Origin of the sequence: Flavobacterium psychrolimnae (genome assembly GCF_003312425.1) — a bacterium.
Taxonomy (GTDB): Bacteria; Bacteroidota; Bacteroidia; order Flavobacteriales; family Flavobacteriaceae; genus Flavobacterium; species Flavobacterium psychrolimnae.
The window spans coordinates 102,662-117,105 of sequence record NZ_QNUX01000006.1 but is presented as its reverse complement, the minus strand read 5'-3'; the positions used below and the strand labels follow the sequence as shown (position 1 = coordinate 117,105).

The following is a 14,444-nucleotide window of genomic DNA, read 5'->3' as shown; positions in this document are numbered from 1 at the left end:
AATACAAGATGGAAAAGATTATTGAAGAAAGTAAACAAGGTGAAAGTCTTGTTTTAGAGAATAAACCTGAGAATACAAAAAAGCTATTTATAGAAAGTTACGGTTGCGCGATGAATTTTTCGGACAGCGAAATTGTAGCTTCCATATTATCTGGAAACGGATATAATACCACGCAAGTGCTGGAAGAAGCCGATTTGGTTTTGGTCAATACCTGTTCTATTCGGGACAAGGCAGAACAAACCATTCGCAAACGTTTGGAGAAATACAATGCGGTGAAACGCATTAATCCAAAAATGAAAGTAGGCGTTTTGGGCTGTATGGCCGAACGTTTGAAAAGTCAATTCCTTGAAGAAGAAAAAATCGTTGACCTTGTTGTAGGACCTGATGCTTATAAAGATTTGCCAAACCTTTTGCAAGAAGTGGAAGAAGGACGCGATGCGATTAACGTGATTTTGTCGAAAGACGAAACCTATGGTGATATTTCACCTGTGCGATTGATGAGCAACGGAATTACGGCTTTGGTTTCTATCACGCGTGGTTGTGATAATATGTGTACGTTTTGCGTGGTACCTTTTACCCGCGGACGTGAACGCAGCCGTGAACCACAAAGTATCATGAAAGAAATCCAAGATTTGTGGGACAAAGGATTTAAAGAAATTACGCTTTTGGGACAAAACGTGGATAGTTTCCTTTGGTACGGCGGCGGATTGAAAAAAGATTTTGAGAATGCTACCGAAATGCAAAAAGCTACTGCGGTTGACTTTGATCAATTACTGGAAATGGTAGCGGTTGGTTTTCCAAAAATGCGCATTCGATTTTCGACATCAAATCCGCAGGACATGCACGAAAGTATTTTACATGTGATTGCAAAACATCCTAATATTTGCAAACACATTCACTTGCCGGTACAGTCCGGAAGCGATAGAATCCTAAAAGAGATGAATCGTTTGCATACGCGTGAAGAATATATGACTTTGATTGATAAAATCAGAACTATTATTCCAAATAGCTCCATTTCGCAGGATATGATTGCTGGTTTCCCAACAGAAACTGAAGAAGATCATAAAGATACCTTAAGTTTAATGGAATATGTGAAATATAATTTTGGTTATATGTATTCATATTCGGAACGTCCAGGAACATTGGCAGGAAGAAAAATGGAAGACGACGTTCCAGAAGAAACAAAAGCAAGAAGATTACAAGAAATTGTCGATTTGCAACAAAAACACGCTTGGTTCCGCAGTGAAGAATTCATTGGACAAACGGTAGAAGTTTTAGTAGAGAAAGTTTCCAAAAAATCGACAGAAGAATTTTCTGGAAGAAATTCACAAAGTATCACAGTAGTTTTTCCGAAAGAGAATTACAAAATTGGTGATTTTGTAAATGTGAGAATTACTTCTTGCACCAGCGGAACACTGAAAGGAGAAGCAGTTGGTTTGAGTGAAATGAATTAAAAAAAGTTTGTTTCATGTTTCAGGTTTAAAGTTATCACGATAACTTGAAACCTGAAACAAAGAAAACTTTAAACAAAAATAAAATGGAATCAGTTCAAGCTATAAAACAACGATTTGAGATTATCGGGAATGACCCGAAGCTTAATCGTGCGATAGAAAAAGCCATTCAGGTTGCTCCTACTGATATCACGGTATTAGTAGCGGGAGAAAGCGGAGTTGGAAAAGAGAATATTCCTAGAATTATTCATTCGCTTTCGCACAGAAAACACGGGAAATATATTGCCGTAAACTGTGGAGCCATTCCAGAAGGAACGATTGACAGTGAACTTTTTGGACATGAAAAAGGCGCTTTTACTGGAGCAACAGGAACTCGTGAAGGTTATTTTGAAGTGGCTGACGGCGGAACAATTTTTCTGGATGAAGTTGGTGAATTACCTCTTACCACTCAAGTTCGCTTATTACGTGTTCTTGAAAATGGCGAATTTATAAAAGTAGGTTCTTCACAGGTTCAAAAAACTGACGTCCGAATTGTGGCTGCTACCAATGTGAATTTATTTGATGCGATCGAAAAAGGGAAATTTCGTGAGGATTTGTATTATCGTTTAAGTACCGTGGATATTACTTTGCCGCCTTTGCGCGATCGAAAAGACGACATTCATTTATTGTTCCGGAAATTCGTTGCTGATTTTGCGCATAAATATAAAATGCCTCCTTTGAAACTAGATGATAATGCTGTACAATTATTACAGAAATTTCGTTGGAGCGGAAACATTAGACAATTGCGAAATGTTGCGGAACAAATCTCAGTTTTAGAAACTAATCGGGATATATCTGCTGTGACATTACAATCTTATTTACCAGTTCAGGGAAGCAATTTACCTTCTGTTATAAAAGACAAAAAAAGCGAAAGTGATTTCAGTACTGAAAGGGAAATTTTATACAAAGTACTTTTTGACATGAAAAGTGATTTGAATGATTTGAAAAAATTAACACTGGAACTGATTCAAAGCGGAAGTTCAAAAGTGCAGGAGACGAATCAGAATTTGATAAAAAAAATATACGGTTCAAAAGAAAATGACAGTGAAATAGATTTTGAAGAAGAACCTAGAGCATCATTAATAGCGGCTCAAAACAATGAGGATTTATACCAGGAACATGATGATAATTATCTTTTTGCAGAAACCGTTGAGGAAGAAGAAACTTTACGTTTAGAACAAAAAGAAATTGAAATGATTAAAAAATCATTAGAAAAAAATAAAGGAAAACGAAAAGCAGCCGCAGACGAATTAGGAATTTCTGAACGGACTTTATATAGAAAAATCAAGCAATTTGATTTGTAGTTTTTCTTTCGAGACCTAGATGTCTTTGATTGAAAATGAATATATTTGAACCAGACTTTAGCAAATTAGCGAGGCAATTTTTAAAATAAAAAATGAAACACATTAAACTTATTCTTTTTTCAATACTTATATTGAGCATCAATAGTTGCTCGGTTTATAACTTTACAGGAACCGGTAAAATTGACGCCGAAACATTTCAAGTGGGCTTTTTTCAGAATAATGCGGAGTTAATCGAACCCGGAATTGATCGTACATTTACATTAGAACTTCAAGATTTGATTCAGAACCAAACCAATTTGAACTTGGTTAAAAACGGTGCTGATTTGTCATACGAAGGAGAAATTGTAGATTACAGAATAAGCCCAATGACAGCTACCGCAGATCAGCGAGCAGCTCAAAACCGTCTGACGATTCGGGTGAATGTTCGTTTTACCAATAAGAAAAAAGAAGTGGATGATTTTGAAAAACCATTCACCTTTTTCTATGATTATCCTGCAGAACAACAATTGACAGGTGCAACCTTGAATAGTGCTTTGAAAGATATTTTTGAAAGAATAACACAAGATATTTTCAACGAGTCATTAGCTAAATGGTAAATGAAGTGTTGATTCGGAAATTTGATGATTCGGTTAATCGGAGAACAAATAAACGAATTACCAAATAAATGAATAACCTTTATGAACGTAACCGATTATACTTACTTGATTAACAAACCCGATGCTATCCATGAAAAGCAAACGGAAGCTTTGGAAAAAGTATTGGAAGAATTTCAATATTTTCAAAGTGCCAGAGCGATTCAATTAAAAGGACTTTACAATCAAAATAGTTTTAAATACAATGCTGCTTTAAAGATAACGGCAGCCTATTCAACGGACAGATCGGTTTTATTTGATTTCATTACATCAGACACGTTTACTTCTATTCATAAAAGTCTGTACGATAGAAAAGCACTCGAAATTTTAGACATACAAGTAATCGATAGTGAGATTATTATTGCTGAACAAAAGTCTGAACTTAAAATAACCACATTAGAACAATCGATTCTGACTTCTATAAAAGAAGCCTCTCCAATTGAAAAAGAAGGTACTTCAATTACCGTTGAAGAAAAACTAGCTATTGGAACACCGTTGGATTTCTCTAAAAAAGAACAACATTCCTTCCGAGAATGGCTACAGCTTTCGCGTACCGAACCTATCAAAAGAGAAAATGAGCAACCTAGAAATGAGCCTACTCCGATTATAGATGCCGACAAAAGAAAAAAAATAGAACTTATTGATAAATTTATTGAAACGAGTCCGAAGATTTCTCCAGTAAAACATGGCGTACCTTCTACCGTTAGTTTCGACCTAAATGCAGCGGACAATTCTTCGTTGATGACAGAGACTTTAGCCCGCGTTTATTTGGAACAAAAAAAATATCAAAAAGCGATTCAAGCTTATGAAATATTAATTTTGAAATATCCAGAAAAAAGTAGTTTCTTTGCAGACCGCATATCGGATATTAAGATTTTACAACATAATAATAATTAAACAATGAGCACATTTTCAATTTTTTTAGTTTTAATAACTATAGTTTGTTTTCTATTAATCGTAGTAATCATGGTTCAAAACCCTAAAGGTGGTGGATTATCATCTACAATAGGTGGTTCTCAAATGCTGGGTGGCGTACAAAAAACAACTGATTTTTTAGACAAAAGCACTTGGACATTAGCAACTATACTAATTGCACTTATTTTACTTTCTAGCTTAAGCTTTACAGGAACATTAAGTGATACCGATTCAAAAATTATTGAAAACACAGGAAGTACAGCGCCAGCAGCAAACACTCCAGTTGCTCCTGCTCAAAACACACCTGCTGCAACAAATCCAGCACAATAAATTATTACAACATATTCTAAATGCCAGCCTGTCAAAGCTGGCATTTTTTATAAGAAATTATGTCAGTTTGATTAGGATGGCATAATTTCTGAAATCTTTATAGACGTTAAAATAAATAATCTAAAAATATAAAATCATGGCTTTAAACATTAAACCACTTTCAGACAGAGTTCTTATCGAACCCGTTGCAGCTGAAACAAAAACTGCTTCAGGGATTTTTATTCCAGATACAGCAAAAGAAAAACCACAAAAAGGAACTGTTGTTGCTGTTGGTAACGGAACAAAAGAACATACAATGACTGTGAAAATTGGCGATTCTGTTCTTTACGGAAAATACGCTGGAACTGAATTAAAACTAGAAGGAAAAGATTATTTGATCATGCGTGAAGACGATATTTTAGCAATTATCTAAATAGTATTAAGTCCTAAGAATTAAGTATCAAGACAACTTGAAACTTTAAACAAATTAAACTAATAATGAGGATGCGATTGCTTCGTACCTCGCAATGACAACAAAAATGGCAAAAGATATAAAATTTGATATTGAAGCACGTGACGGATTAAAACGTGGTGTTGATGCATTGGCAAATGCAGTAAAAGTGACTCTTGGACCAAAAGGTCGTAACGTAATTATTGGAAAAGCTTTTGGTGGACCAAACGTTACTAAAGATGGTGTTACCGTTGCAAAAGAAATTGAATTGAAAGATCCATTGGAAAACATGGGCGCTCAAATGGTAAAAGAAGTAGCGTCAAAAACTAATGATCTAGCTGGAGACGGAACTACAACTGCAACTGTTTTGGCACAAGCAATTGTAAAAGAAGGTTTGAAAAACGTTGCTGCAGGAGCTAATCCTATGGATTTGAAACGCGGAATTGACAAAGCGGTTGAAGCAATTGTAGCTGATTTAGCAAAACAAGCAAAAGTAGTAGGAAGCGATTCTGAAAAAATCAAACAAATTGCTTCGATTTCTGCTAACAATGACGAAGTAATTGGTGAGTTAATCGCTACTGCTTTCGCAAAAGTTGGAAAAGAAGGCGTTATCACTGTTGAAGAAGCTAAAGGAACTGATACTTATGTTGATGTTGTAGAAGGAATGCAATTTGACAGAGGATATCTTTCTCCATATTTTGTGACTAATTCAGAAAAAATGGAAGTAGAATTGGAAAATCCTTACATCCTTTTGTATGATAAAAAAGTTTCTTCATTAAAAGAATTATTACCAGTTTTAGAACCAGTTGCTCAATCTGGAAAACCATTATTGATTATTGCTGAAGATGTTGATGGCGAAGCGTTATCTACATTGGTTGTAAATAAATTACGTGGAGCCTTGAAAATCGCTGCTGTAAAAGCTCCTGGTTTTGGAGACAGAAGAAAAGCTATGTTAGAAGATATCGCTATCTTAACTGGTGGAACTGTAATTTCTGAAGAAAGAGGATACACTTTAGAAAACACAACTATCGAAATGTTAGGAACTGCTAAAAAAGTGACTATCGATAAAGACAATACAACTATTGTAAGTGGTGCTGGCGACGCAGATATCATCAAAAATCGTGTCAACCAAATAAAAGGTCAAATGGAAGCTACAACTTCTGATTATGATAAAGAAAAGTTGCAAGAACGTTTGGCTAAATTAGCTGGTGGAGTTGCTGTACTTTATGTTGGTGCTGCTTCTGAAGTGGAAATGAAAGAGAAAAAAGACAGAGTTGACGATGCACTTCATGCAACTCGCGCTGCTGTTGAAGAAGGAATTGTTGCTGGTGGTGGTGTTGCTTTATTGAGAGCTAAAAATGCACTTAGCACAATTAAAGCTGATAATGCTGACGAAGCTACAGGAATCCAAATTGTATCTCGTGCCGTAGAATCTCCATTAAGAACTATTGTTGAAAACGCAGGCCTTGAAGGTTCAGTTGTTGTAGCAAAAGTTGCTGAAGGTTCAGGTGATTTTGGATACAATGCAAAAACCGACGAGTATGTTGACATGCTTAAAGCAGGTATCATTGATCCTAAAAAAGTAACGCGTGTAGCATTAGAAAACGCAGCTTCGGTTGCCGGAATGATATTGACTACTGAATGTGCTTTGATCGATATCAAAGAGGATAATGGAGGCGGAAACCCAATGGGTGGTGGTATGCCAGGAATGATGTAATAGCATCTCCCTTAAACTAAAAAACCGTCTCGATATTAATCGAGACGGTTTTTTTATGAGTTATAATTTTTGTTTATTCTTGAACTTTTGATTTTTTACTGAACTTGTAAATTACGGGTAAGACCGTTATTCCAACTAAAATCAAAACAATTAATTCAATGTGTTCCTTTAAATCTATTTGATAATTTTCAAGCAAGAAACCATATAAATAATGTCCGGCAAAAATTAATGTAAACGACCAGATAAATGAACTCAATACATTATAGAACATAAATTTTTGTTTATCCATAGACACAATTCCAGCTACAATAGGCGCAAAGGTTCTAAATATTGGAAGAAAACGGGCAAAGATGATTGCTTTTCCACCATATTTTTCAAAAAAATCTTTGGATTGAACCAAGTATTTTTTCTTAAACCAAAAACTATCTTCCTTGTTGTACAAATAGTATCCACTTTTTGACCCAAACCAGTATCCTACCACATTTCCTAAAATTCCTGATAATGCTACAAGAGTTGACAAAAGAACAACATTTATAAAATCGTTATCAATAAATAAAATATTCTCTATTAATTCCCGGCTATAAATTCCCGCCAAAAACAACAAACTATCTCCTGGTAAAAAGAAACCAGCAAAAAGGCCTGTTTCAGCAAATACAATAAATAAAACTATGTAAATACCCAATTTAATTCCATTAACATCAAAATGAATATAAAAAAGTGGGTCAATTAAATTCTTCCAATCAAAATCGTTCATTCTTAGGTTTTTTATGCTAAAATTATTCGTGCGTGAAAGTACGGATAATATATCTTAACAACAATTTATTGCTTTATTTTAAAGTTTTATTAACGGTTCATTATCTCACTTCATTTTGAATATAAATTAGATACCAAAGTTTCTAAAAAATGACACAAGAATTACCTCATTTTCTCACCGACTTAATCGCAGTACTAATGTGGAATTTCAATAAAAAAAGGCCTACAACTCAAATTCTTGACCCATCAAAGGAACTTTACAATCAAAACCATATTTTTCATGTACTTTTATACGGAGTTCATCGAGCGGCTCATTTTCACCATGAACTAAAAAAACTCTGGTTGGTTTATTTTCTAATTCTGACAACCAATTGAGTAAATCGTTTTGATCTCCATGCGCTGATAAACCTTGTATTTCTAAAATATTTGCTTTTACCGGATAATACTGCCCATGAATTTTAATTTCTTTGGCCCCTTCCAGCAATTTTCTTCCACGCGTTCCTTCTGCCTGATATCCTACAATAATCAAAGTAGTTTCCGGAAGACCAATATAATGTTCGAGATAACTCAACACCCTTCCTCCAGTTACCATTCCGCTGGCTGCTATCACCACTTTAGGTTGTTCATCAAAAATCGCCTCCATGGTTTCCTGATAATCTGAAACTAATGAAAACATTTCACTCATTTCGGCACATTCTTCTAAGGACAACTTATGCCATTTTTGGTTATTAGAAAAAATATTTAGCGCATTAATTCCCATTGGAGTATCAATGATATAAGGGATATTAGGAATTTTATCTTCTTTTCTGAGTTGCCACAATAAATACATGATGGTTTGGGCACGCTCTACGGCAAAACTCGGAATAATTATCGTTCCTCCTTTATTGACGGTATTATTGATGTACATTTCTAGTTCTAATTTGGTATCCGTTTTAGGATGAATACGATTTCCGTAGGTACTTTCCAGAAAAACATAATCGGCTTTTTTAGGTTTAGTTGGCGGATACATCAACACATCGTCATCCCGACCAATATCTCCCGAGAAAACTAAGGTCTTATTTTCAAGGGTTAAAGCAATACTGCAAGCGCCCAGAATATGTCCTGCATTGGTATAAACAGCTTCGATTTGAGCATCTAAGGCAACAGCCTCATTAGTTTCGATTACTCTAAATAGCGGAAAAACTTTCTCGGCTTGTTCTACAGTGTAAAGAGGTTCAGCAATTTCATGTTTGGAATATTTCCCTTCATTCGCATTTTTAGCCTCTTCTTCCTGAATTTTAGCACTATCTAAAAGAATTAGTTTGGTAATATCTTTTGTAGGCCTTGTACAATATATTTTCCCTGAAAAACCTTGATTGACTAATCTTGGCAACCAGCCACAATGATCTAAATGTCCATGAGTCAGCAAAACAAAGTCTATTGTGGATGCCAAAACAGGCAGAGGCTCCCAGTTAAGTTCGCGCAACGGCTTTAATCCTTGAAACAATCCACAATCAATCAAAATCCGAATTCCGTTACTTTCAATTAGCGTTTTAGAACCGGTTACAGTTCCCGCACCACCTATAAATCTTACTTTCATGGGATTTGATTTTTAAAATTAAACTGACAGTTCAAACTTACTACTTAAAAATACCTACATAATTCTGATGCCTCTTTCAGCACATTTTTCATTCGATTTTCACTTAATCCAATCCTATTGAGACAATCCGAATTGTTAATTATTTCCTTTACTAAAATGACATCTAGAATTAGCAACTTATCTTTTTCAGCGAGAGACAAAGTTGTCAAACAGGTAACTGGATAAAGATAATTATTATCATTTTTGGTTTTCAAATTATTGTCCGCTGGATAGTTCCAGCTCAGCAAACTCAATTCGGAACATTTAGAAAATGTAATTGCATCTGCAGTGAAACGGTTATTAGTAACAATCCAACATTTAGAAACCATGTCTTTTTGGTCAAAAATAGGATGCTTCCTTTCTTTTAAATCATTAAAACGTGACAAAATATACATTGGGACTTTCACATCAGAAGCAACATCTCTGCCCGCATGATACTTACATTCAACCATAGCTATAGTTTCATTTTTTTTGACCAAAACATCTATTTCATGCGAAACACATTTTCCTTGCAAAGTCAAATTGGTAATCGTTTTGTAGTTTTCCGCAACAAAAAGACGGGCTATATATTTCTCGAAAAAGAAACCTGCAGGACCTAAAAGCCGGATTGCTTCTCTTAAATTATAACGTGCTGCATGAGAATTAGCACTTTTTTTCAACAGCGAAAAAGCCATTTTATAGATTTCTTTCGTAGAAATACCTTCATACATCTGCTTTTTTATAGCATTCAGTATGGTATCAACCACAACAGTACTTGCACCCGATTTTAAAAGAGATTTTTTGAGTTTATCTGAGTTAAATTCGACAATATCTCCAGAATGTTTGATGATTTTCATATTCGTAATGTTTTGATAAACAAACCCTTAAATCACCACTAAAGATACGGAAAAAAGACTACTTATTTTGTTTTTGATAATAAAATCCCGGAACAAATAACAACACAAAAATAGGTTGGATTAAAAACCTGCGGACATAAAATAGAATCCAATTACTATTTTCATTTGCGTAGTAAACAATGTAGAAAAAAGCAGCCATTAAAATCATGAAGGAAAAATAATACAGTGCAAAAGCAAATTTCACCATTGTCACATCTTTGAAGAGGACATAGATAATACCCAATGAAATAGCTGTATTTAATGTATAACGAAAAAATAATCCTAAAAACAATTGGGTCGAATTAAAACTTGGCAATCGTAGCTTGGCAAAATCTTTTTTAAAAAAATCCAAAAAAGGATCATAGAATAACTCATTTTCAAAAGCACGAACCAGCACTAACAATGCCACCAAAAAAAGGAATTGCAGAACTCGAATTTTGTTATTTAGTATCTTTTGAAGCATATCTAGAAAAATTACGTACCCAAATTAACCACAACATAAAAACTACACCATAAATATACAAAGGAAAAAGGACTCCGTGTAGAAATGGTTCTTGTTTTGGAAAATAAAAAATCAGCGAACTTAATGCTGCAATTCTCAAAACATTCAACACATAAATAAGTAGGCTTCCGCCAAAGATAAATAACAATGTGGTTTTTAGTTTCCCTGAAAAAGCGACCACAAATGAAACAAACAAAATAATTACGCTGATTGCATTGCAGCCTTCCACAATTCGGGCAACATATTTACCATCATAAAACAACTTCATATAAGGATGTGTTGCACTTTCTTCAATGTAGGATTGGTTATTAAATAATTGCATAACCCATTGTGTATTATCACTCACCATTCTGGTAATAGAATCCATTTCATTTTCTTGAAAACCATTAAGATATTGCTGATACAAAAAAGTTAGTACTATATATGTCAAAAAAAAAGTGCCCAGAAAAAGCAAAAATGGTTTGTAGAGAATAAAATATTTTTTCAAAATCAATTTTTTAACAAATTTATGTAATTTTTGAAACAGGCTTTAAATACTTTTGCATAAATAAAAATTAAAAACATGACATTTCAAGAATTACAACCAAAAGTAACCGAAATCACATTAAATACAACGCTTTCAAGAGACGAAAAACTTTTATCTATTTGTCAATTGCTTAGCGACTCCATTTCCTATTACAATTGGGTTGGATTTTATTTTGCAAATCATGAATCTAAAACATTGCACTTAGGACCTTATGTAGGAGCAGAGACAGACCATACTGTAATCCCTTTCGGAAAAGGAATTTGCGGACAAGTAGCAGTTTCTAACGAAAACTTTGTAGTTCCAGACGTTTCGGCGCAAGACAATTACATCGCTTGTAGTTTTACCGTAAAATCAGAAATCGTGGTGCCGCTTTTTGTAAACGGAGAAAACATAGGTCAAATTGATATTGACAGCCATGTAATAGATCCTTTTACTGAAGAGGATGAAAAATTCTTAGAGTTTGTTAATCAAGAAATTGCGAAGTTATATTAAGATTTAAAACAATGCATCACTGGCAATTCATAAATGCTTCGCCAATTCACAAATAAAGAAAGGTTTATTTTGTTCTTGTCATAATTATTTTTACTTTTGCACCCGTCATATAATAGATATATGACATACATAAAAATCATTAAACAAATATTGGAATGTATTTAACTAAAGAGATTAAAGAAGAAATCTTCGCTCAACACGGAGAAAAAACAAACACAGGAAAAGCTGAAGCGCAGATTGCTTTATTCACTTTCAGAATTAGCCACTTGACTGAGCACTTGAAAAAAAATCGTCATGATTATAATACAGAGCGTTCATTAGTATTGCTTGTAGGTAAAAGAAGATCTTTGTTGGATTACTTGAAGAAAACAGAAATCAACAGATACCGTGAAATTATCAAAGTATTGAATATCAGAAAATAATCAATATAAAAGAGGTGCGAAAGTGCCTCTTTTTTTATTTTACAATTTAAAGTCTAAAGGTTCTATTTTGGTCCTGACACAAAAGGGATTAGAATCAAGACTACACCATAAAGTCTGTACTAAATTAGTACGGATGAATAAAAAAAGTTTGGTTTTTCATTGGGTTTTAGGCATTAACTACGCAAAACAACAACTACAACACAACTAGAACCCATGTTTAACTAATAAATTAAATTTATGATTCCACAATTATTTGTAGAAAGTATCGATTTAGGTGATGGCAGAAACATCACAATCGAGACAGGTCGTTTAGCCAAACAAGCTGATGGATCTGTAGTAGTAAGAATAGGAAAAACTGTTATTTTAGGAACAGTAGTATCTTCAAGAAAAGCAAGTCCAGGTATCGACTTTTTACCACTTACGGTAGATTATCGTGAAAAATTTGCTGCAGCAGGACGTTTTCCTGGTGGTTTCTTCAAAAGAGAAGCGCGTCCAAGTGATAACGAAGTGTTAACAATGCGTTTAGTAGACCGTGTTTTGCGTCCACTTTTCCCAGATGATTACCACGCAGAAGTACAAGTGATGATTCAATTAATGTCTTATGACGAAGATGTAATGCCAGATGCATTAGCTGGTTTAGCCGCTTCAGCAGCATTAGCTTTATCTGACATTCCTTTCGAAACTTTAATTTCTGAAGCTAGAGTTGGAAGAATTGATGGTAAATTCATCATCAATCCAAGTCGCGCTCAATTAGCATTATCTGACATTGATATGATGATTGGAGCTTCAATGGATTCTATCGCAATGGTAGAAGGTGAAATGAAAGAAATTTCAGAAGCAGAAATGTTAGAAGCAATTAAATTTGCACACGAACACATCAAAAATCAAATTGCTGCTCAACTACGTTTGCAAGCTGCTTTTGGGAAAAAAGAAGTTCGTACCTATGAAGGAGAAAGAGAAGATGAGACTATTTATGCAAAAGTAAAAGACGCATCTTACGATAAAATTTATGCTATTGCAAGCAAAGGTTCTTCAAAACAAGAACGTACAGCTTCATTTGCAGAAGTAAAAGAAGAAGTAAAAGCATTATTTACAGAAGAAGAATTAGCCGCAAATGGCGATTTAGTTTCTAAATATTTTTACAAAACAAACAAAGAAGCAGTTCGTAACGTAACCCTAGATTTAGGAACACGTTTAGACGGAAGAAAAACTACCGAAATCAGATCAATCTGGAGTGAAGTAGATTACTTACCATCTGTTCACGGATCAGCTTTATTTACCCGTGGAGAAACACAAGCATTGGCAACAGCAACTTTAGGAACCTCTAGAGAAGCAAACCAAATTGACTCTCCATCAGAACAAGGTGAAGAAAAATTCTACTTACATTATAACTTCCCCCCTTTCTCAACTGGTGAAGCTCGTCCTTTAAGAGGAACTTCAAGAAGAGAAGTAGGTCACGGAAACTTAGCTCAAAGAGCATTAAAAAACATGATTCCTGCTGATTGTCCTTATACAATTCGTGTAGTATCTGAAGTTTTAGAATCTAACGGTTCATCTTCTATGGCAACAGTTTGTGCTGGAACTTTAGCACTTATGGATGCTGGTATTCAAATGATTCGTCCAGTTTCTGGAATTGCGATGGGATTAATTACTGATGGAGAACGTTTTGCTGTATTATCTGACATTCTTGGTGATGAAGATCACTTAGGAGATATGGACTTTAAAGTAACTGGAACTTCTGTAGGAATTACAGCTTGTCAAATGGACATCAAGATTGACGGATTGAAATACGAGATTATGGAAGCAGCATTGGCGCAAGCTCGTGACGGTCGTTTGCATATTCTTGGAAAATTAATCGAAACTTTAGCTGAGCCAAAAGCAGATGTTAAAGCTTACGCTCCAAAAATCATTACAAGAAGAATTCCTAATGCGTTTATCGGAGCATTGATAGGACCTGGTGGAAAAGTAATTCAAGAATTACAAAAAACTACAGGAACTACAATTGTTATCAATGAAGATCCAACTACTGAAGAAGGAGTTATTGAAATTTTAGGAACAGATCCTGCTGGAATAGAAGCGGTATTAGCTAAAATTAAATCAATCACTTTCAAGCCTCAAATGAATGAGTCTTATGAAGTAAAAGTAATCAAAATGCTAGATTTTGGTGCAGTTGTAGAATATACAGCAGCTCCAGGAAACGAAGTTTTATTACACGTATCTGAATTGGCTTGGGAACGCACAGAAAATGTTTCTGATCTAGTAAAAATGGGTGATGTATTCGAAGTAAAATACTTAGGATTAGATCCAAAAACCAGAAAAGAAAAAGTGTCAAGAAAAGCACTTATGCCAAGACCTCCACGTGAGGAAAGAAAAGAGTAATCAGATCTTAAGTTTACTAAAGGTTTATTTATAGGAAATCCCGTTTCATGAATTTGAAA

Annotated in this window: 15 protein-coding genes; 10 read left to right on the top strand and 5 right to left on the bottom strand. The window is 34.5% G+C overall.

Features of this window, described 5'->3' with window-relative positions; genetic code table 11:
* Nucleotides 1-8: 8 nt before the first annotated feature.
* The 7 genes from miaB to groL all read left to right on the top strand — a co-directional run bounded on the left by miaB (nt 9) and on the right by groL (nt 6,818).
* Complete coding sequence (gene miaB, locus DR980_RS08130; protein WP_113634862.1) at nt 9-1,454, top strand: tRNA (N6-isopentenyl adenosine(37)-C2)-methylthiotransferase MiaB; 1,446 nt, start codon at nt 9-11, stop codon at nt 1,452-1,454.
* An 83-nt stretch (nt 1,455-1,537) separates the two neighbouring features.
* A complete protein-coding gene (locus DR980_RS08125) occupies nt 1,538-2,794 on the top strand; it encodes a sigma-54 interaction domain-containing protein (protein WP_113635060.1) in 1,257 nt (418 codons plus the stop codon).
* Between the two features lie 92 nt (nt 2,795-2,886).
* Entirely contained in the window at nt 2,887-3,390 is a 504-nt protein-coding gene (locus DR980_RS08120) for an LptE family protein (protein WP_113634859.1), read from the top strand.
* Between the two features lie 81 nt (nt 3,391-3,471).
* Nucleotides 3,472-4,323, top strand: a complete 852-nt coding sequence (locus tag DR980_RS08115) for a tetratricopeptide repeat protein (RefSeq protein WP_113634857.1) — start codon at nt 3,472-3,474, stop codon at nt 4,321-4,323.
* Nucleotides 4,324-4,326: 3 nt separating this feature from the next.
* Nucleotides 4,327-4,671 carry a preprotein translocase subunit SecG gene (secG, locus tag DR980_RS08110; RefSeq protein ID WP_113634855.1) on the top strand — a complete coding sequence of 115 codons (345 nt, stop codon included), beginning with the start codon at nt 4,327-4,329 and terminating at the stop codon, nt 4,669-4,671.
* A 136-nt stretch (nt 4,672-4,807) separates the two neighbouring features.
* Complete coding sequence (locus DR980_RS08105) at nt 4,808-5,083, top strand: co-chaperone GroES (protein WP_007137725.1); 276 nt, start codon at nt 4,808-4,810, stop codon at nt 5,081-5,083.
* Nucleotides 5,084-5,189: 106 nt separating this feature from the next.
* Nucleotides 5,190-6,818, top strand: coding sequence for a chaperonin GroEL (groL, locus tag DR980_RS08100; protein ID WP_113635058.1), 1,629 nt, complete (start codon nt 5,190-5,192; stop codon nt 6,816-6,818).
* Nucleotides 6,819-6,891: 73 nt separating this feature from the next.
* Here the strand turns inward: groL and DR980_RS08095 are convergent, their stop codons facing one another.
* The 5 genes from DR980_RS08095 to xrtF form a co-directional block, all read right to left on the bottom strand.
* Nucleotides 6,892-7,572: a DedA family protein gene (locus DR980_RS08095; protein ID WP_113634852.1), complete on the bottom strand. Its 681-nt coding sequence runs from the start codon at nt 7,570-7,572 to the stop codon at nt 6,892-6,894.
* 222 nt (nt 7,573-7,794) lie between these two features.
* Nucleotides 7,795-9,150: an MBL fold metallo-hydrolase RNA specificity domain-containing protein gene (locus DR980_RS08090; RefSeq protein ID WP_113634850.1), complete on the bottom strand. Its 1,356-nt coding sequence runs from the start codon at nt 9,148-9,150 to the stop codon at nt 7,795-7,797.
* 44 nt (nt 9,151-9,194) lie between these two features.
* Entirely contained in the window at nt 9,195-10,025 is an 831-nt protein-coding gene (locus DR980_RS08085) for an ATP cone domain-containing protein (protein ID WP_113634848.1), read from the bottom strand.
* A 58-nt stretch (nt 10,026-10,083) separates the two neighbouring features.
* On the bottom strand, nt 10,084-10,527 hold the full coding sequence (locus tag DR980_RS08080) for an exosortase F system-associated membrane protein (protein WP_113634846.1): 444 nt from the start codon (nt 10,525-10,527) through the stop codon (nt 10,084-10,086).
* Complete coding sequence (gene xrtF, locus DR980_RS08075) at nt 10,505-10,996, bottom strand: exosortase family protein XrtF (RefSeq protein ID WP_394335935.1); 492 nt, start codon at nt 10,994-10,996, stop codon at nt 10,505-10,507. Before xrtF ends, DR980_RS08080 begins: the two co-directional genes overlap by 23 nt.
* 132 nt (nt 10,997-11,128) lie before the next feature.
* Between xrtF and DR980_RS08070 the strand changes: the two genes are divergently transcribed.
* The 3 genes from DR980_RS08070 (at nt 11,129) to DR980_RS08060 (ending at nt 14,385) form a co-directional block, all read left to right on the top strand.
* Nucleotides 11,129-11,584, top strand: a complete 456-nt coding sequence (locus DR980_RS08070) for a GAF domain-containing protein (RefSeq protein WP_113634843.1) — start codon at nt 11,129-11,131, stop codon at nt 11,582-11,584.
* A gap of 155 nt (nt 11,585-11,739) precedes the next feature.
* Nucleotides 11,740-12,006, top strand: a complete 267-nt coding sequence (rpsO, locus tag DR980_RS08065) for a 30S ribosomal protein S15 (RefSeq protein WP_113634840.1) — start codon at nt 11,740-11,742, stop codon at nt 12,004-12,006.
* A gap of 237 nt (nt 12,007-12,243) precedes the next feature.
* Nucleotides 12,244-14,385 carry a polyribonucleotide nucleotidyltransferase gene (locus DR980_RS08060; protein ID WP_113634837.1) on the top strand — a complete coding sequence of 714 codons (2,142 nt, stop codon included), beginning with the start codon at nt 12,244-12,246 and terminating at the stop codon, nt 14,383-14,385.
* The last annotated feature ends 59 nt before the right edge of the window (nt 14,386-14,444 follow it).

What these genes read in the sequence shown, in the direction of transcription:
- DR980_RS08095 (WP_113634852.1), bottom strand. Translation starts at nt 7,572, where the DNA reads ATGAACGATTTTGATTGGAAGAATTTAATTGACCCACTTTTTTATATT.
- groL (WP_113635058.1), top strand. Translation starts at nt 5,190, where the DNA reads ATGGCAAAAGATATAAAATTTGATATTGAAGCACGTGACGGATTAAAA.
- DR980_RS08120 (WP_113634859.1), top strand. Translation starts at nt 2,887, where the DNA reads ATGAAACACATTAAACTTATTCTTTTTTCAATACTTATATTGAGCATC.
- DR980_RS08105 (WP_007137725.1), top strand. Translation starts at nt 4,808, where the DNA reads ATGGCTTTAAACATTAAACCACTTTCAGACAGAGTTCTTATCGAACCC.
- rpsO (WP_113634840.1), top strand. Translation starts at nt 11,740, where the DNA reads ATGTATTTAACTAAAGAGATTAAAGAAGAAATCTTCGCTCAACACGGA.
- DR980_RS08070 (WP_113634843.1), top strand. Translation starts at nt 11,129, where the DNA reads ATGACATTTCAAGAATTACAACCAAAAGTAACCGAAATCACATTAAAT.
- DR980_RS08115 (WP_113634857.1), top strand. Translation starts at nt 3,472, where the DNA reads ATGAACGTAACCGATTATACTTACTTGATTAACAAACCCGATGCTATC.
- DR980_RS08125 (WP_113635060.1), top strand. Translation starts at nt 1,538, where the DNA reads ATGGAATCAGTTCAAGCTATAAAACAACGATTTGAGATTATCGGGAAT.
- DR980_RS08060 (WP_113634837.1), top strand. Translation starts at nt 12,244, where the DNA reads ATGATTCCACAATTATTTGTAGAAAGTATCGATTTAGGTGATGGCAGA.
- DR980_RS08085 (WP_113634848.1), bottom strand. Translation starts at nt 10,025, where the DNA reads ATGAAAATCATCAAACATTCTGGAGATATTGTCGAATTTAACTCAGAT.
- secG (WP_113634855.1), top strand. Translation starts at nt 4,327, where the DNA reads ATGAGCACATTTTCAATTTTTTTAGTTTTAATAACTATAGTTTGTTTT.
- DR980_RS08080 (WP_113634846.1), bottom strand. Translation starts at nt 10,527, where the DNA reads ATGCTTCAAAAGATACTAAATAACAAAATTCGAGTTCTGCAATTCCTT.
- DR980_RS08090 (WP_113634850.1), bottom strand. Translation starts at nt 9,150, where the DNA reads ATGAAAGTAAGATTTATAGGTGGTGCGGGAACTGTAACCGGTTCTAAA.
- miaB (WP_113634862.1), top strand. Translation starts at nt 9, where the DNA reads ATGGAAAAGATTATTGAAGAAAGTAAACAAGGTGAAAGTCTTGTTTTA.